The organism is Kribbella steppae, from assembly GCF_004342025.1.
In the GTDB taxonomy this organism is placed as follows: Bacteria; Actinomycetota; Actinomycetes; order Propionibacteriales; family Kribbellaceae; genus Kribbella; species Kribbella steppae.
This window is the reverse complement of sequence record NZ_SLWN01000001.1, coordinates 179,292-196,729: the sequence shown is the minus strand read 5'-3', so window position 1 is coordinate 196,729 and position 17,438 is coordinate 179,292. Positions and strand designations below refer to the sequence as shown.

The following is a 17,438-nucleotide window of genomic DNA, read 5'->3' as shown; positions in this document are numbered from 1 at the left end:
CAGTGGGAATGCGGTGCGGTCGTGCTGCCTGGCGCTGCGGCCGGCGCGCTGGCTGGACGCGGTGCTCCGGTCATCGCGGCGGCCGTCCGGGCGGGTGATGAGGCCGCCCGGACGGCGTGCTCTCGGTGGGCCGTCAGGAGATGACGGCGGTGACTGCGTCTGACCAGACGCCGGCCGCCTCGTCGATCTCGGCCGGGTTCACCACGAGCGCCGGGATGAAGCGGACGACCTGACCCCAGGCGCCGCAGGTCAACAGCAGGAGACCCCTCCTCGCTGCCTCCTGCTGTACGGCGGCCGCCGTGACCGGATCGGGTTTGCCGTCGGCGTCGCGGAACTCGTTGCCGATCATCAACCCGAGTCCGCGCACGTCGGTGATCTGCTCGTGCTTGTCCGCGACCAACTGCAGCGCCTGCTTCAGTTGCGCACCCCGTTCGGCCGAGTTCTGCACCAGTCCCTCGTCCTGGATGACGTCCAGCGTCGCCAGTGCCGCCGCGCACGCGACCGCGTTGGCGCCGTACGTCCCACCCTGCGAGCCGGCCCACGCCTTCTCCATCAGCGCGGCCGGCGCCGCGATCCCGGACAGCGGGAACCCGGACGCCAGCCCTTTCGCCGTGACCAGGATGTCCGGATGTGAACCGAAGTGATCGCCACCCCAGAACTTCCCGGTCCGGCCGAACCCGGTCTGCACCTCGTCCACGACGAGCAGGATCCCGTGCTGGTCGGCGCGTTCCCGGAGTCCGGCGAAGAACCGCTCGTTCGCCGGGACGTACCCACCTTCGCCCAACACCGGCTCGACGAAGAACGCTGCGGTGTCGGCCGGCGTACTCAAGGTCTGCAATGTGTAGTCCAACTGGCTCAGGGCGAAGTCCGTCGCCTGCTCTTCCGGCCAGCCGAAATGCCCGGGGTCCGGGAACGGCGACACCTGTACGCCGGCCATCAGCGGACTGAACCCGGACCGGAACTTGGTCCCCGACGTCGTCATCGATGCCGCCGCCACCGTCCGGCCGTGGAAGCCGCCGTGGAACACGATCACATTCGGCCGACCGGTCGCTTGCCGGCTGAGGCGCAGCGCCGCCTCGATCGCCTCGCTGCCGGAGTTCGCGAAGAACATCCGGTCGAGGTGCTGGGGGAGTACGTCGCCGAGCCGTTCGACCAGGTTGAGCAGCGGCCGGTGCATCACCGTCGTGTACTGCGCGTGGATGATCTTGCCGACCTGCTCCTGCGCGGCCGCGACCACACGCGGATGGCAGTGCCCGGTCGACGTCACCCCGATGCCCGCCGTGAAGTCGAGGTACCGCCGATCGTCCTCGTCGAACAGCAACACACCCTCACCCCGGGCGGCGACGACTCCGGTTGCCTGTTTCAAGACCTGCGACAGCTCGGGCACGGCGGCTCCCCTTCACGCGTCCGGTCGACACTTTTCGTCAACTGGTAGATTGTCGACAATCAGCGTATCTCAGGCATCTGGACTGTCAATGGAGGCCGCATGACCGCATATCCAGGGCTCAGCGCCGACGAGGCGAAGGTGGTCGACGCCGTCGAGAAGCGGCTGTACGTCGGCGGGCAATGGGTCGACGCAGCAGACGGCCGGACGTTCGACGTACTGGATCCGTCAACGGGCGAGAAGCTGTGTTCGGTCGCGGATGCCTCGCCGGCTGATGGCCGCGCGGCGCTTGACGCGGCAGTCGCCGCGCAACCCGCCTTCGCGAAGCTGTCGCCGCGTGAGCGGGCCGACATGCTGACCGCGGCGTACGAGTTGCTGCTCGAGCGGGCTGACGAACTCGCACTGCTGATGACGCTGGAAATGGGCAAGCCGCTGGCCGAGGCGCGCGGCGAGATCGTGTACGCGGCTGAGTTCTTCCGGCACTTCGCGGGCGAGGCGGTCCGGATCGACGGTGGGTACCAGACGGCGCCGGCCGGGAACGCGCGCTTCCTGATCGCCAAGCAGCCGGTCGGCCCGTGCCTGCTCATCACGCCGTGGAACTTCCCGATGGCGATGGGCACCCGCAAGCTCGGCCCGGCGATCGCGGCCGGCTGTACGAGCGTGATCAAGCCCGCGCACCAGACGCCGCTGTCGATGCTGGCGTTGATGGACATCCTGGCCGAGGCCGGCGTACCGGCGGGTGCGGTCAACTGCGTCACCGCGATGGACGCTGGCGGCGTGATGGAGCCGCTGATCCGCTCCGGCCTGGCTCGCAAGCTGTCGTTCACCGGTTCCACCCGCGTCGGCCGGATGCTGCTCGAGCAAAGCGCGGAGAAGGTACTGCGGACGTCGCTCGAACTCGGCGGGAACGCGCCGTTCATCGTGTTCGAGGACGCGGACCTGGACGAGGCGGTGGACGGCGCGATCGCGGCGAAGATGCGCAATATGGGCGAGGCCTGCACGGCGGCCAATCGTCTTTTCGTCCACTCGTCGACAATCGACGAGTTCGGGCGCCGGCTGGCCGCGAAGATGTCGGCACTCACCGTCGGCCGCGGTACCGAGCCGGGCGTCAAGGTCGGACCGTTGATCGACGAGGCGGGGCTGGCGAAGGTGCAATCCCTGGTCGCCGACGCGGTGGATCGCGGCGCCACCGTCCTCACCGGCGGAGAGGTTGCCGCTGGCAACGGCTACTTCTACCCGCCGACAGTGCTGACCGGCGTACCACGGGACGCCCTGATGGCCGACCAGGAGATCTTCGGCCCGGTCGCTCCGCTGACCCCGTTCGACACCGAGGACGAGGTCGTCGCCGCCGCCAACGACACGGAGTGGGGCTTGGTCGCCTACGTCTTCACCAACGACCTCCGCCGCGCCCTCCGCGTCGCCGAATCCCTGGAAACCGGCATGGTCGGCCTCAACCAGGGCATCGTCTCCAACCCCGCCGCACCGTTCGGCGGCGTCAAGCAGTCCGGTCTCGGCCGCGAGGGCGGCACCGTCGGCATCGACGAGTTCCTGGAGACCAAGTACATCGGTATCGCACTGCCGTAGACCCGTCGCCCGGCGGGACGTCAGCGGGTGGTCGTACAACCGTCGCCGGGCGGCGGGGGAGTCAGCGGGTGGTGAGGCGGGTGACGGCGTCGTCCATGTGAGCTATCAGGAGGTCGTCGGCGAGGAGATGGTCGCCGGCGCGGATGGCTTCGGCCAGGGCCTTGTGTTCGCCGACCCGGACGTCGGAGACGGTGTAGGTCGCCTCCAGGGCGTGGATGCACATGCGGGTCTCGGTGATGTAGGTCTGGTGCATCCGGGACAGGCGAGGGCTGCGAGCGAGTGCCACCAGGCGTTCGTGGAACGCGATGTCGAGTTCGCCGACCGCGGCCGGGTCGCCCTCGGCGGTGGCCATGTCCTCGACGATGGCGAGGAGTTCCTTGCCGGCCGCCTCGTGGTCGCCGGCGATGATCCTTCGCGCGGCGGCGCGCTCGATCGCCTCACGAGCCAGGTACATGTCCTGGACGTCTTCGGGCGTCATGTCGATGACGAACAGCCCACGGTTGCGGATCGAGACCAGCAGGCCCTCCTGGGTCAGCCGTTGCATCCCCTCCCGGAGCGGTCCGCGGCTGACGCCGAGCTTGCGGGCCAGGTCCGCCTCGCCGAGCTGAGCGCCCGGCTTGAGCTCGCCGTGGCTGATGGCCTTGCGCAGTTTGTCGGCGATGATGCTCGGCGTCGACTCCTGCGCCAACGGCTCGATGAAACTGGTCACGCGTGTGTCCCCCTTGCTGAAAACAATCGTCCCAAGCCTGGCAGTGACGGTACCGGGCCGATCAACTGGAGCCCCTTCCACACCGTCACCTGGTTGGCCGTGAGCACCGGCTTGCCGGCGGCCGCCTCCAGATCGTCGACGATCTCCAGCGTGTGCATCGCGGTGTCTGGTACCAGGATCGCCTCGGCGTCCGGGTGGTCCGCGGCCTTCACCATCGCGACCACCTGCTCCGGTTCGAGCGTGCCGACCTCGGCGGCGGTGATGATCCCGTGGCTGCCCATCGCGACCACCTCGACCCCGCCCGCGGTCAGGAATCGGACGAAGTGCTTCGCGACATCTTCCGGGTACGACGCCGCCACCGCGACCCGCCGTACGTCGAGCGCCCGGCAAGCGTCGACGAACGCGAGCGACGTCGAGGATGCCGGTACGCCGAGCGCCTGAGCGACTCCGGAGGCTTGGTTGCGGGCACCCTCGGGTCCGAAGACGAAACTGCCCGACGTGCAGGCCCACATCACCGCGTCCGGCTGGGCGGAGGCGAGCTCGGAGGCGCCTTCGGCGAGCCGCTCGGCGCGGCCCAGGTCGAGCAGTGCGTCCACCCGGTGCGCATCCTCGCCGACGGAGGTGATCACGACCGGGAGCTTGACCGCCCCGTCCAGCCGCGCCTCGAGCGCCGGGTAGTCGTCTTCCGCGCTGTGACCGGGATAGAGGAGCCCTACTGTGACCATCCGTCCTCCTGGCTGACCCGCACCGAAATGGGTAGATTGTCGACAATGTTAACCCCAGACAACCCTACGACCGGAACTTCCGAGCCTGGCTACGACGTGGTGCGGTTGGTTGGAGAGTTGCGGCGGGGGTTGCGTGGGGTGGTCGGGGACGATCGCGGGATGCGGGCGTTGTACGCGGCGGACGGGTCCAACTATCGGGCCGTACCGGACGTGGTTGTGGTGCCGGCTGATGTCGACGATCTCGCGACCGCGGTTGCGGTGATTGCCGCGGCGGGGGCGCCGGTGGTGATGCGGGGTGGGGGGACCTCGATGGCGGGGAACGCGATCGGTGGGGTGGTTGTCGATGTGTCCCGGCATCTGAATCGGATCCTCGACATCGACGCGGAGTCGCGGACCGCGGTGGTCGAGCCGGGGGTGGTGCTCACGGATCTGCTGGCGGCGGCCAGGTCTCACGGTCTGGCGTTCGGTGCCGATCCGTCGTCAGGTAGCCGGGCGACGCTCGGCGGGATGATTGCGAACAATGCGTGCGGCGCGCATTCGGTCGCCTGGGGTACCACCGCGGACAACCTACGTTCCCTGGACGTGATCCTCGCCGACGGCACCCGACTCACGGTCGACGCCGGCACGAACTTGCCCGGCGCTGCGGGCGCCTACCGGGGCGCCGCGGGTATGCAGGTGGGCGGTCCGGGCACGCAGGTGGGCGGGTCGGGGACGCCGCCGGGCGGATTGGGTCGGCCAGGCCCGTCGGGCCTGCCGGCAGATGCTGCTGGCGCGCGCGGAGGTGCTGCTGGCTTGCATACAGGTGCCGCGGAGGTGTGGGCCTCAGGTGGGCAGGCGGGCGCTTCGGGTGCTCTGGCTGGAATGCAGGGGCGTGACGTCCTGGACCTGCGGGCGGGGTACGCCGCGCGGGGTAGTCGGGAGGGTGAGCTGCATCGGGCGGTGCAGGCCTTCGTGGATCGCAATGAGTTGCTCATCCGGCGACGGTTCGGGCAGTTCACGCGGCAGATCTCCGGGTATGCGTTGCACCGGCTGTTGCCCGAGCATGGGTACAACGTCGCCGGGCTGTTGTCCGGCAGTGAGGGCGGCCTGGCGGCAACCTTGGGCGCGACCGTCGCGCTCACCCCGTTGCCAAAGGCAAAGGTCCTCTGTGTGCTCGGGTTCGGGGACTCGATCACGTCAGCTGACTGTGTGCCGATCGTGTTGCGGCACGGTCCACTGACGATGGAGTCCATCAACATCGATCTGGTCGAGCGACTCCCGGCCGAGGTGCGGGATGCCGCCGTACGCGCCGGCCTGCCCGACGGCAAAGCCTGGCTGCTGGTGGAGATGGGTGGCGAGGACGAGGTGCTGGCCGCCCGGTCCGCGCAGACAATGCTCGACGAACTGCACGACTCCGGCTCACCCGCCACCGCGAGCCTGGTGACGGATCCGAAGGCGCAAGCGGTGCTCTGGCGCTGCCGCACCGACGCCGCCGGCCTGGCGACTCGTCGAGCTGACGGTGCAGAGGCGTGGGGTGGTTGGGAGGACGCCGCCGTACCGCCGGAGCGGCTCGGTGCCTACCTTCGCGGCCTCGACGATTTGCTGGGGCGGCACGGTTTGTCCGGGGCGTCGTACGGGCATTTCGGCGAGGGCTGCATGCATATGCGGATCGACTTCGACCTGCTCAGTCGGGATGGCATCGCGACGTACCGGGACTTCGTCGAGCAGTCGACGGACCTGGTCGTCGAGCTCGGGGGATCGGTGTCCGGTGAGCACGGTGACGGGCGGGCGCGGGGCGAGTTGCTCAGCCGGATGTACGGCGCCGACGGTGTCCGATTGTTCGCGGAGCTGAAGGAGATCTGGGATCCGGCCGTAGTGATGAACCCCGGCATGATCGTCGAACCGCCGCCGCTGGACCTGGCGATCCGGCACGACGGGCCGGCGAAGGATCGTCGATTGCCGACAATCTTCGCGTACCCGGAGGACGAGCACGACTTCGCGCAGGCGCAGCGGCGCTGTGTCGGGATCGGCAAGTGCCGGCAGAGTTCGGGCGGCGTGATGTGCCCGAGCTACCAGGTCACCCGCGAGGAGAAGCACTCGACCCGCGGGCGTGCACATCTGCTGTGGGAGATGCTGCAGGGCGACCTGATCACGGACGGCTGGCGGTCGACCGAAGTTCGCGATGGGCTCGATCTCTGCCTGTCCTGCAAGGGATGTCTGTCCGATTGTCCGGTCAACGTGGACATGGCGACGTACAAGGCCGAGTTCACCCAGCATCACTACGCGCGCCGTCCGTGGGCTCGGCCGCTGTCGCACTGGTCAATGGGCTGGCTCCCGCTCTGGGCCCGGCTCGCCTCCCCGGTGCCGGGTCTCGCGAATCGCTTCGCCCGGCTGCGGCTGACGAAACGCCTCGGCGGCATCGCACCCGAGCGCGAGATCCCACCCTTCGCCCACCAGAGCTTCACAAGCTGGTTCGCGAAGCGCACACAAACCGCGCCACTCGCCCGAGGCGTGGCGACTGGGCGGAGCGCGGCGGATGGCGGCGACGCAGTGGGTGGTGGTGACGCGGCGAGTGATCGAGGTACGGCGGGTGGGCAGGGCGCGCCCGGTGGTGGCCTTGATGTCGATGGCCGGGGCTCGGTGGGGGCGGCGGGGCGCGGGAGGGTTGTGTTGTGGGCGGATACGTTTACGGATCGTCTGGCGCCGGAGATCGGGCGGGCGGCGGTGGAGGTGTTGGAGGCGGCTGGGTTCGAGGTCGTCGTGCCGGACAAGCGGGTGTGCTGCGGGCTGACCTGGATCTCCACCGGCCAGTTGCACAAGGCGCGGCGCGTCCTCAATCGGTCGCTCGAGGTCCTTGCGCCATATCTCGCCGACGGCACGCCGATCGTCGGGCTCGAACCCAGTTGTACGGCGGCCATCCGGCACGACGCACCTGATCTGATTGCCGACAATCCGCTCGCCGACAAAGCAGCGAAGTCGACACGGACCTTCGCCGAGTTCTTGGTCGACTCCGGCTGGGAACCACCGCAGGTCGGCGGAGAGGCCCTCGTCCAGACGCACTGTCACCAGCACGCCGTCCTCGGCTTCGACGCCGACCGCCGACTGATGTCAGCGGCCGGCATCGACGCGACCATCCCCGACTCGGGCTGCTGCGGTTTAGCCGGCAACTTCGGCTTCGAACGCGACCACTACGCCGTCTCGAAGGCGATCGGTGAGCGCGTGCTGCTGCCCGCCGTACGTTCGTTGCCCGACGCAACCGCCGTACTGGCCGACGGCTTCAGCTGCCGCACTCAGATCGCTCAGGGCACCCCGCGCCATGCCCAGCATCTGGCCGAACTCCTCGCCCAAGCCCTCAAGAGGTAGGCGAGACCGCGGACAGAAGCCGAGGCGGCTTCGGCAAGGTTCCACGGTGGGCAGCTACTTGCGTATATGCATGATTGCGCAGATAGCATGTCTTTATGGACCACGGGCACAGGCAAGAGCGCGGTCACGGGCACGGTCACGGGCACGAGCACGGTCATGGGCACGGGCACGGGGATGAGTACGGCGGGGGCGGGCGGCGCGGGGTGGTGGGGTGGGTGCTTGGGGTGGTGCGGCCGCATCGGCATGATGCTGCGGAGTCGGTGGATGCGGCGTTGGAGGCGAGCGCGGAGGGGATTCGCGCGGTCAAGCTCAGCCTGGCCGGGCTCGGTGTGACCGCGGTCGTTCAGGCGATCCTCGTCGTACTGACCGGATCGGTCGCGCTGCTGGCCGACACGATCCACAACTTCTCCGACGCGTTGACCGCCGTACCGCTCTGGGTCGCGTTCGTGCTCGCGCGCCGTCCGGCGACCCGGCGCTACACGTACGGGTTCGGCCGGGCCGAGGATCTCGCCGGGATCTTCATCGTCGGGATGATCGCGTTGTCCGCGGTGATCGCCGGGTACGAGTCGATCCGCCGGCTGATCGATCCGCAGCCGCTCGGCCACCTCGGCGCGCTGATCGCGGCCGGCCTGGCCGGTTTTGTCGGCAATGAGATTGTCGCCATGTATCGGATCCGCGTCGGTCGCCGGATCGGATCGGCCGCGTTGGTCGCCGATGGACTCCACGCGCGCACCGATGGGTTCACGTCGCTGGCCGTCGTACTAGGTGCTGTCGGCGTACTGGCCGGCTTCCCGTTGGCCGACCCGATCGTCGGACTCGCCATCACCGTCGCGATCCTCGTCGTACTGAAGAGCGCGTGGACGGATGTCTACCGCCGCCTGATGGATGCCGTCGACCCCGAACTGCTGACCACTGCCGAGACCACGCTGCGCGGTACGCCGGGCGTCACCGCGATCGAAGACCTCCGGCTCCGCTGGACCGGCCACCGCATCCGCGCCGAGACCAGCGTGATCGTCGACCCGACGCTCACTCTGGCCGCCGCCCACGCCATCGCCCACGAGGCCCAGCATCGCCTCTCGCACTCCCTGCCCAAGCTGCACAGCGCCACCGTCCACGTCAGTCCGGCCGAAGTTCAGTAGAGGTCAGAACTTGTCCGGTTCTCCTTCTAGCGTTGCTCTCGTCCGACACTGAGCGAAGGAGATCTGAGATGCCGATTCCCGAGGGATATACGACCGTGACGCCGTGGATCATCGGGGCGGACACGGACGGGTTGATGCACTGGCTGACGCGGGCGTTCGGGGCCGAGGAGATCGACCGGATGGTGGGGCCGGACGGCCGGATCGGGCACGCGGAGATGCGGATCGGGAACGCGATCGTGATGATGTTCGACTCCCGGCCGGAGTGGCCTGCGACGCCTGCCTTTCTCCGTCTGTACGTCGACGACGCGGAGGCCACGCAGGCACAGGCGGTCGCGGCCGGCGGGGCGTCGGTGACCGAGGTGACGCATCTGTTCTTCGGCGACAAGGTGGGGCGGGTGCGCGATCCGTTCGGCAATCTCTACTGGATCCAGACCCGGGTCGAGGAGCTGACCGAGCAGGAGATGATGGAGCGGCTGTCGGATCCCGAGTTCACCCGGCGGATGGAGTACGTGACGGGCGCCGACTTCTTCCCCGGCCGCGCCTGACCCCGGCCGCGACTGACCCAGGCGGTGGCTGACGGAGCCGCGGCTGACCGATGCCGCACGTGGCCGGCGGCGGCTCAGGTGAGTAGGCGTAGGGCGGTGAGGGTGTAGGCGCGGGCCGCGGTGACGAGTTCGGCGATGGGGACGGACTCGTCGGCCCGGTGGGCCTGGGTGGTGACGGAGCCGGGACCGAGGACAACAACGGGTACGTCGAGGTCGCGTGCGACGTACCCTCCATCGCAGGCCGCCGTCCACCCCGCGAGCGGCAGCTCGGGGCCGCCGGCATCGATCCTGGCCGCCTCGATCACGCGGACGAGTTCCGCATCCGCAGCCGTCTCGAACGCAGGCATCTCCATCGGCATCTCGAGCTCGACCGACAACCCGCGATCCTCGAGCCGCAGCGCAGCCACGCGCGCCCGCAGATCATCGAGTACGGCGGCCGGCGACTCGCCAGGCAGAAGCCGTCGATCGGCGACAATCACACAATCGGCCGGGACGATCGAACCGCCCGTACCACCGTTGATCTGACCGACACTCCAGGTCGCAGGCCCGAGCAACGGATGAGGATCGGCGGCGAGTTCGGCGTGCAGCCGCTCGATCTCGGCGACAACGGCGGCCGCACCGTAAATCGCGTTGGCGCCGTCGTCCGGATTCCCCGCATGACAGGCCCGCCCATGGACCGCGACCCGAAGGTACGAGTCACCCCGCGCCGCGATGATCGTCTGCAGATCAGTCGGCTCAGCCGTAATACACCCAAGGAACCCCGGCCCCGACCCGGCGGCGACGGCGGCTCCGCGCGCGTGGTCGACGTACGCGCGGATGCCTTTGCCGGTCTCCTCCTCGTCCACCACTGCCGCGAGTTCGACCGGTCCGCTCAAGCCGGCGCCACGCAGAGCGGCCATCGCGACCAGCGCGGCGGCGAGTCCACCCTTCATGTCTGACGCGCCCCGTCCGTAGATGCGCCCCTCCTTCACCACCCCGCCGTACGGGTCGGTCGTCCATCCGTCACCGACCGGTACGACGTCCGTATGACCGAGGATCAACAGACCCGGACCGTTGCCCCCGGCAAGGGTAATGCTGACGTTGTCGCGCCCGGGCTCGACCGGTGACGTCACCACGTCGAGCCCGAGCTCCCGCCCAGCTGCCGCAAGCACCGCGACCGTCGCCGCCTCCTCGCCGGGCGGGTTCTGCCCGATTGCCTGCAGCAACTGGCAGGTGACCCGGACCAGCAGCTCTTCGTCGATCCGGTCGAGGACGCTCTGTTCGTCAGGGGTCATGGACACGAAGCCTAGGCGGACCTCCCGGCCAGGTACGAGCGCCAGCCACCGAACGAGGTGATGTCACGCGCGGGATCTGCCCCGTCGGCCGTACACACGAACCCCAGGATCCGCCGCCCGTCCGACAGCTCCAGCGGGCCGATCGCGAGTGGTGGCTCGACAGTCGCCGCGAACCCACCGAGTTCGGCCGCGGGCAGACTCCACACCTCCACGTCGATCCCCGGACCGGCTTCGTCCGACAACGTCCGAGTCAGACCTGGCCTGGGTCCGTCGAGGAGGTACATCCGGTACGACGAAGCAGTCCGCGCATCGAACGCGAGCCGGGCACCACGTCGTACCAGCTCATCGTTGAGTGGCTGGCCGGTCAGATGAGCCCCGGCGACTGCGAGCAGAACCTCCTCTGTCGCCTCGCCGCACCACACAGCGGCGAGGTCCATCAGCACCTGGTCATGACCGGCGGGCGCGAGCAGTTGGACCCCGAACGGCAAGCCGTCGGAACGGTCCGGACCGGGGAACGCGACCGCGCACAGGTCGAGCAGATTGACCATGTTCGTGAAGCGTCCCAGCCTGCTGTTCACGCCGACAGGATCCGCCGCCACTTCGGCCAGGGTCGGGTGGCCCGAGGTCACCGGCAGCAGCAGTGCGTCGAGCTCGGTCCACAGATGCTCGCTCGCGCGAGTGAGTGTCGCGAGTCGATCGAAGCCCGCGAAGGCGTCTGCCGCCGTCAGCGTCGCACCATTGTGGACAATCGACCGCACCGTCGGGTCGACTGCAGGATCGTCGTCCAGCTTGTCCCCGAAGGCGAGCCACCGCTCGGCCAGCCACGGCCCGGAGTAGAGCAACTCTGCTGCCTCGAGCAGCGGCCGCACATCAACCTTCACCACGTCGCCCAGCCGATCAGCCTGGTCGAGCGTCTGCTGCCAGGCCTGCTCGTGCAGCGGATCGAGGTCCAGATCCAGATCCGGTACGCCGATCACCGCGGCACCCCCCGGCGTACGACCAGCCCGACTCCGGGGCAGGTCAGAAGCTCGCCGCGACCAAGCGTCGTCCGGGTCGAAGGCCGCCATCACGTTGAAGACCGCACGCGCCGTCCTGACCGACCGGGCCATCACCGTCACGCAGTCGAGCGATCGGCAGGCCGGTACGACACCCCGCGCGGAGACGAGCCCACGACTTGGCTTGATGCCGACAATCCGATTGAAGGCAGCCGGCACCCGGCCACTCCCGGCGGTGTCCGTCCCGAGCGCGAAGTCGACCTGCCCGCTCGCCACCGCGACCGCACTGCCCGAACTCGATCCACCCGACACGTGGTCCGCGGAGAACACCGAGTGACAAGCGCCGTACGGCGACCGAGTGCCGACCAGCCCGGTCGCGTACTGATCCAGGTTGGTCTTCCCCAGTGGTACGGCGCCGGCCGCGATCAACTGGTCGACCACGAAGGCGTTCCGCGACGCCGGACGGGAGTTCCGCGGATCGCCGGCCGTGGTCGGCACCCCGGCGAGATCGATGTTGTCCTTGAGCGCCATCGTGAGACCGTGCAACGGTCCTGGCGCGGCCACGACCGGCTCGACCCGGCTGATCCAGACGTTCATGCTCCCCACCTGGCCCGCTCGGCTTCGAACGCGGCTCGCCGTTTCGCCCGTACCGTCGCTATGTCCACAGGTGCCTCCTGTTCGATCCGGTGTACGTCGGCGATCGAGAAGGTCGCCGGGCTGACCCGCAGGTCGGCCCGTCCGGCCTTGATCTCGGCCCGCTCGTGGGCGAGTTGCTCGGCGCTCACCGGCGTGAATCTGATCAGGTCGAACTGCCTCAGCAGCCAGGGTTGCTCGTCGTTGGGGGACAGCCGCCAGACCGGGACAGTGCGTCCGACCAACTGGTACCCACCGGGTCCTTCCATGCCGTACACGCAGAGGTAGATCCCGCCGATCCCGACCGCGTTCTGCGGGGTCCAGGTCCGGGCCGGGTTGTACTTCGTGGTCACCAGCCGGTGCCGGGGATCGACCGGCACGGCGACCGGCGCGCCGAGGTAGACGTCGCCCAGCCCGACGACCAGGTACGTCGCCTCCTGGATGATCTCGAACACCTCGTCCCGACGCCGCAGATCGTTGACCCGCCGGATGAACTCCACGTTGTCCGGGCACCAGGGCGCGTCGGGCCGGACCGAGGTCGCGTACCGCCGCATCGCCTCGTGCGCCTCCGGGTGGTCGAACGCGATCGGGAGAGTGACCTCGCGCGCAGGCAGCACCACAGTCTCCGGATCGGCCAGCCCTGCCGCCAGAAATGCGAGCCCCTCGGCCAGCTCGTTCAGCCTCAACCGCGAAGAGTCCACCGCGATCAGGAGCGACCGCACACCCTCGACGATCTCGACGACACCGTCCGGCCGGTGCTCCCGCAAGGCCTGCGCCAACAGGTGAATCCACACCCGGACGGTCAGGTCGAGCTCGGCCGGTCCGGCTTCCACCAGGAGATGACGTTCTCCCGCACATCTGATGGTGTACGGCGGTACGCCGTCGGACTGATGGAGGACCTCCGGACGCCCGCTACTGCTGACGATGGATGCGACCGGCCCCGGCTCCTGCCGGAGGTCGGTGAGCCAACGGCGTCGTACCGAGATTGCCTCGGTCGCGGTCTCCAGCGTCACCGGTACGAGTTGGACGGAGTCGCCGGCGCTCAGCTGGCCGAGCATCCAGCGATCGGCTTCGATCACGACGGCCGGTACGACGAAGCCGCCGAGCGACGGTCCGTCCTTGCCGACGATCACCGGAGTGTCGCCGGACAGCATGATGCCGCCGACCGGGTATGCCGAGTCGTGCACGTTGGACGGATGCAGGCCGGCCTCACCACCGTCGGTCCGGGCCCAGCCCGGGACGGGTCCGACGAGCCTGGTCCCGGTGCGATCGGACCGATGGTCGACAATCCAACTGTTTGCGAAGAACGCCTCGACCCCCTCGTCGGTGAGGTGATCTGGAGCGCCATGCGGTCCCGGGATCACGCGCAGATTCCAGGAACCCGAGATGGTCGGCAAGTCGACCGACATCGGGGTGAGCAGGTTCTCCCGGCGACCGAGCGGGAGTCGATCGCCGGCCACGAGCGGTCTGCCGTCCTGACCGCCGAAACCGCCCAGGATGAAGGTGGATCGGCTGCCGAGTACGCGCGGGACGTCGAGCCCACCTTCGATCGCGAGATACCCCCGCATCCCGGGTCCGTCGAGTGGACCGACGTCCAGAACAGCTGCTGCGGGGAGGCGGACGACCATGCCGGGTCGCACCCGGAGTCCGTCGATCGTCGCATTGTTGACAGCGCCGCCGACGCAGATCAGCCGGTCCTCGTCGCACGTCAGCACCGGTCCGGCGAGCACGCATTCCAGACCCGCGGCACTGTCCGGATTGCCGACCGCCGTGTTGACCAGCGCGAAGCTGAGTTCGTCGGCCGCGCCTGACGGCGGTACGCCGACATCCCACAGCCCTGGTCGGCCGGTCAGGTCCTGCACTGTCGTCTGGTTGCCCGGGGAGATGACAGTGATGACTGCCAACGTCACCACCAGCCCAGGAGTCGGACCGGCGTCGGATTCCAGCCGTTGCAAGGATTGTTGACCTGCGGACAATTGCTGATCAGAACCAGGATGTCCCGGGTCGCGGTGATCTCGACGTACCGGCCCGGAGCCGACAGGCCGTCATCGAACTTCAGGTCGCCGCCCGAGGTGACGGGGACGTTCATGAAGAAGTTGACGTTGTGCGTGAGCTGGCGCTGTCCGATGCCGGCTTGCGCGCCGTAGTGCAGGAAGGTCTGGCGGCACGCGTGCTGGTGACGGGTGAAGTCGCCGTACCGGATCACGTTGCTCTCCTGCGAGCACGCGCCGCCGACGGTGTCGTGCCGACCGCAGGTGTCGTCGGTGATGACGGCGAGTTCGTCGAGGGTTGTCGACAACAGACGCGAGCCGGTGGTGAGGAAGACGGCGCGCTGTTCGCGGATCGTGTCGAAGGCGGAGTAGCGGTTGTCGATGTCGTGGGCGTCGTAGAACAAGGTGTCGACGGCCTGGTTCCCGTGAAGGTCGACAATCTGCAATCGACCGCCTGCGGGCACGGTGATGAGCGCGCCGTCTCCGGGGTCCACGATGGTGTCGAGGCTGACGGCTGTCTCGGTGACAGTCATGCGATCAGCTCCCGAGTCAGCTCAAGCGCGCGGAGTGCTTCCTCCCGCAGGTCGGGATCGTCGCCACGACCCGAGGCTTCGATCCGTACGGCGACACCGGCGGCCGCAGCCTGGTCGGAGCGAGGATCGTCGGCGGCAGCAGCCAGGTCGGAATGGGTGAGGCCGGCGGCAGCCTGGTCGGAGCGGGTGAGGCCGGCAGCCTTGTCGGAGAGGGGGTGGGGTGCGGTCGAGATGAAGACCAGCAGGTCTTGCTCGGCCCGCAGGGTCACGGTGTCTCCGGCGCGCGCGTGATCGGGCTCGAAGGCCAGCGATGCGCGGGAGTCGTCAGCGATCGCGACCTTCGAGAAGAAGTTGATGCAGCCGTGCAGGTCCGCCGGGCCGAAACCATGCTTGGCGAGTTCGATTGTCAACAATCGGTCGGGGACGAATCCGGTCAGGCAGTCGTGCCAGTCGAGGCTCGATGCGACGACTGTCGCCAGGGCAAGGCCGCGGTCCGACATCAGGACCAGGCCGGCCCGGATCCGGGCGGACATCTGCGACTTCAGCGTGTCCGGGACGTTCAGCCGATCAAGCCGATCCGCGCCGATGATCAGCACCGACGCGTTCGCGCCGTCGGCCAGAGCGGTCAGGGTGATGCTGCGCCCCGCGCGGACCGGTGCGGACCAGGCGGCGGCGCCAGGGATGTCGTGATTCACGCGCTCGCTCCTTCTGCCTCTGCGACCCCAGCTGCGGCGGCTGGCGGTACGACAAGGCCGATGGAGGCGTGGTACGCGCTGCGCTGACTGCGATATGCGATGAGCCCACCAACAGCCACGATGGAGAGCGTGATCAGCGGGAGGTAGTGCAGATACCAGCCATCGCCCGCCGGGTCGTACACATCGGCCCGTGGCCAGCCCAGGTTGATCGCCATCGCGAGTCCGTAGGCGACCGCGATGATGTTGACAATCAGACCGAATCGCCCGAGCGAGAACAGCGGCCGGCCGTTCTCGTCGACCCCGGCGGCCGGTCCGTTGCCCGTCAGCCGCCGTACCAGCAAAGGTGCGGTGACCATCAGGTACGCGATGTAGAGCAGCATGATGCAGACGCTCGCGAGGCCGAGGAACAGACCCGCGTTGCCGAAGTTCACCACCAGGCACACGGCGGCGAGCACGCCGGGCACGATGGTGGCTGCCACCGGGGTGCCGGTACGACGGGACACCTGGCGCAGCCGGGCCGACGCCGGCAGAACGTTGTCGCGTGCCATCGAGAAGATCATCCGGGCCGCCGCCGTCTGGATCGCCAGCGTGCAGACACAGACCGCGAGGGCGACATCGAGGAGCAGCAGCTTGCCGGCCGTCGTACCGAGCCGGCTGGTCAGGACGTAGGGGAGACCCTGCGTGGCGAGGTCGCCGTTGGTCAGGGACGGGGCTGCCATCAGCGCGGCGATGATCAGGAAGGCGCCGCCGATCCCGGACGCGACGACCGCGCGGATGATCGTCCGCGGCGTCGTCGCGCGCGGCTTGTGCGTCTCCTCGGACAGTTCGCCCGCGCTGTCGAAGCCGACCAGCACGTACGCCGCCATCAACGCCGAGATGAGCAGTGGTACGACGTACCCGGTCGTGCTGTCGAGGTTCGTCGTGTGCAGGACGACGGACGGACCGCGCTCGGCGCGACTTGTCAACAACACGACGATCAGTACGACGCCGATCAGTTCACACGTCACGCCGACCGAGTTCACGACCGCGGTGATCCGCACGCTCGTCGCGTTCAGCAACGTGGTTGCTGTCAACAAAAGACAGCCCAGTACGACGGCGTTCGCGGCGCCGTCCTTCGAGGCCAGCGTGGAGTCGGTGCCGACCAGCTGGAAGCCGGACCAGACCGCGGGGAGGACGACCTGCAGGGCGATCGCGGCGGTGGCCAGCGTGATGATCTGCGCGATCACCATCGTCCAGCCCGCGAACCACCCGACGACGGCGCCGCCGAGACGCCGGGCCCACTGGTAGATCGCGCCGGACAGGGGATAGCGCGCGGCCAGTTCGGCGAAGCAGAGGGCGACCATCAACTGCCCGGCGAGCACCGCCGGCCAGGTCCAGAAGAAGGCCGTACCGCCGAAGCCGAAGCCGAGCCCGAACAGCTGGAAGACAGTCGTCATGATGGACACGAACGAGAAGCCGGCCGCGAACGACGCGTAGCTGCCGACCCGGCGTGAGAGTTGCTGGGAATAGCCGAATCGGCCCAGGTCTTCGGCGCCTGGTTCCTTGGCGTTGGGTGAGGTCAGTGTTTCAGGGGTGGCTGACATTCCGGCCTCCATCGGATCGGCCCGGAATGCACACGGCAGCCCGGGGCCTTCAAGGCCTCCCGGGCTTTTGTCCCGCCGTGGAACGGCGCCGTCGTGACAGCGCCGTCTCCCCTCTCGGACCAGGCCTGCCGTCGCCGGCAGCGGAACCCTAGGGGCGCCCCGCCGTCTCGGCGGGTCCTTTTCAGTTCAGGGCGCGTTGGTTTCGGCGGCCCGCGTCCTGTGTAACAACGGCGTAAACGAATCCTCTCACTGGCTCAGCGCTCGTGAGAGCGGTTGCCTATGGCAACAACACGGCCTCTCGCCCCG

The 17,438-nt window shown here is 68.7% G+C and carries 13 protein-coding genes and 1 riboswitch; of the genes, 4 read left to right on the top strand and 9 right to left on the bottom strand.

Features of this window, described 5'->3' with window-relative positions:
* Positions 1 to 133: 133 nt before the first annotated feature.
* The gene (locus tag EV652_RS00880) at positions 134 to 1,387 is read right to left on the bottom strand and encodes an aspartate aminotransferase family protein (RefSeq protein WP_132207012.1); all 1,254 of its coding nucleotides are present in this window, start codon (positions 1,385 to 1,387) and stop codon (positions 134 to 136) included.
* Between the two features lie 99 nt (positions 1,388 to 1,486).
* Between EV652_RS00880 and EV652_RS00875 the strand changes: the two genes are divergently transcribed.
* The gene (locus tag EV652_RS00875; RefSeq protein WP_132207011.1) at positions 1,487 to 2,968 is read left to right on the top strand and encodes an NAD-dependent succinate-semialdehyde dehydrogenase; all 1,482 of its coding nucleotides are present in this window, start codon (positions 1,487 to 1,489) and stop codon (positions 2,966 to 2,968) included.
* Positions 2,969 to 3,029: 61 nt separating this feature from the next.
* Here EV652_RS00875 and EV652_RS00870 read toward each other — a convergent pair whose 3' ends face one another.
* Together EV652_RS00870 and EV652_RS00865 are read right to left on the bottom strand one after the other, a co-directional pair.
* Entirely contained in the window at positions 3,030 to 3,677 is a 648-nt protein-coding gene (locus tag EV652_RS00870; RefSeq protein ID WP_132207010.1) for a GntR family transcriptional regulator, read from the bottom strand.
* A complete protein-coding gene (locus EV652_RS00865; protein WP_132207009.1) occupies positions 3,674 to 4,402 on the bottom strand; it encodes a maleate cis-trans isomerase family protein in 729 nt (242 codons plus the stop codon). The genes EV652_RS00870 and EV652_RS00865 overlap by 4 nt, the downstream gene beginning before the upstream one ends.
* 45 nt (positions 4,403 to 4,447) lie before the next feature.
* Between EV652_RS00865 and EV652_RS00860 the strand changes: the two genes are divergently transcribed.
* The 3 genes from EV652_RS00860 to EV652_RS00850 all read left to right on the top strand — a co-directional run bounded on the left by EV652_RS00860 (position 4,448) and on the right by EV652_RS00850 (position 9,428).
* Positions 4,448 to 7,744, top strand: a complete 3,297-nt coding sequence (locus EV652_RS00860) for an FAD-binding and (Fe-S)-binding domain-containing protein (RefSeq protein ID WP_242001476.1) — start codon at positions 4,448 to 4,450, stop codon at positions 7,742 to 7,744.
* 95 nt (positions 7,745 to 7,839) lie between these two features.
* Positions 7,840 to 8,883: a cation diffusion facilitator family transporter gene (locus EV652_RS00855; RefSeq protein ID WP_132207008.1), complete on the top strand. Its 1,044-nt coding sequence runs from the start codon at positions 7,840 to 7,842 to the stop codon at positions 8,881 to 8,883.
* Between the two features lie 68 nt (positions 8,884 to 8,951).
* The gene (locus tag EV652_RS00850; protein WP_132207007.1) at positions 8,952 to 9,428 is read left to right on the top strand and encodes a VOC family protein; all 477 of its coding nucleotides are present in this window, start codon (positions 8,952 to 8,954) and stop codon (positions 9,426 to 9,428) included.
* Between the two features lie 74 nt (positions 9,429 to 9,502).
* Here the strand turns inward: EV652_RS00850 and EV652_RS00845 are convergent, their stop codons facing one another.
* From EV652_RS00845 to EV652_RS00820, 6 genes are read right to left on the bottom strand one after another with little or no spacing between them, the layout of a single operon-like run.
* Positions 9,503 to 10,702 (bottom strand): M20 family metallopeptidase, encoded by a 1,200-nt coding sequence (locus EV652_RS00845; RefSeq protein ID WP_199237944.1) that lies wholly within the window; start codon positions 10,700 to 10,702, stop codon positions 9,503 to 9,505.
* An 11-nt stretch (positions 10,703 to 10,713) separates the two neighbouring features.
* Complete coding sequence (gene atzF, locus EV652_RS00840) at positions 10,714 to 12,294, bottom strand: allophanate hydrolase (protein ID WP_132207005.1); 1,581 nt, start codon at positions 12,292 to 12,294, stop codon at positions 10,714 to 10,716.
* On the bottom strand, positions 12,291 to 14,240 hold the full coding sequence (locus tag EV652_RS00835; protein WP_242001550.1) for a 5-oxoprolinase/urea amidolyase family protein: 1,950 nt from the start codon (positions 14,238 to 14,240) through the stop codon (positions 12,291 to 12,293). Before EV652_RS00835 ends, atzF begins: the two co-directional genes overlap by 4 nt.
* A complete protein-coding gene (locus EV652_RS00830; RefSeq protein WP_132207003.1) occupies positions 14,237 to 14,854 on the bottom strand; it encodes an urea amidolyase associated protein UAAP2 in 618 nt (205 codons plus the stop codon). Before EV652_RS00830 ends, EV652_RS00835 begins: the two co-directional genes overlap by 4 nt.
* Positions 14,851 to 15,549, bottom strand: a complete 699-nt coding sequence (locus EV652_RS00825; protein ID WP_199237943.1) for a DUF1989 domain-containing protein — start codon at positions 15,547 to 15,549, stop codon at positions 14,851 to 14,853. Before EV652_RS00825 ends, EV652_RS00830 begins: the two co-directional genes overlap by 4 nt.
* The gene (locus EV652_RS00820) at positions 15,546 to 17,132 is read right to left on the bottom strand and encodes an amino acid permease (protein ID WP_132207002.1); all 1,587 of its coding nucleotides are present in this window, start codon (positions 17,130 to 17,132) and stop codon (positions 15,546 to 15,548) included. The genes EV652_RS00825 and EV652_RS00820 overlap by 4 nt, the downstream gene beginning before the upstream one ends.
* Before the next feature lie 54 nt (positions 17,133 to 17,186).
* A riboswitch (guanidine-I (ykkC/yxkD leader) is annotated at positions 17,187 to 17,295 on the bottom strand.
* Positions 17,296 to 17,438: the final 143 nt, after the last annotated feature.

Excerpts from the sequence above, each read along its gene's own strand:
- EV652_RS00875 (WP_132207011.1), top strand. The coding sequence starts at position 1,487 with ATGACCGCATATCCAGGGCTCAGCGCCGACGAGGCGAAGGTGGTCGAC.
- EV652_RS00830 (WP_132207003.1), bottom strand. The coding sequence starts at position 14,854 with ATGACTGTCACCGAGACAGCCGTCAGCCTCGACACCATCGTGGACCCC.
- EV652_RS00865 (WP_132207009.1), bottom strand. The coding sequence starts at position 4,402 with ATGGTCACAGTAGGGCTCCTCTATCCCGGTCACAGCGCGGAAGACGAC.
- EV652_RS00845 (WP_199237944.1), bottom strand. The coding sequence starts at position 10,702 with ATGACCCCTGACGAACAGAGCGTCCTCGACCGGATCGACGAAGAGCTG.
- atzF (WP_132207005.1), bottom strand. The coding sequence starts at position 12,294 with ATGAACGTCTGGATCAGCCGGGTCGAGCCGGTCGTGGCCGCGCCAGGA.
- EV652_RS00820 (WP_132207002.1), bottom strand. The coding sequence starts at position 17,132 with ATGTCAGCCACCCCTGAAACACTGACCTCACCCAACGCCAAGGAACCA.
- EV652_RS00855 (WP_132207008.1), top strand. The coding sequence starts at position 7,840 with ATGGACCACGGGCACAGGCAAGAGCGCGGTCACGGGCACGGTCACGGG.
- EV652_RS00860 (WP_242001476.1), top strand. The coding sequence starts at position 4,448 with ATGTTAACCCCAGACAACCCTACGACCGGAACTTCCGAGCCTGGCTAC.
- EV652_RS00850 (WP_132207007.1), top strand. The coding sequence starts at position 8,952 with ATGCCGATTCCCGAGGGATATACGACCGTGACGCCGTGGATCATCGGG.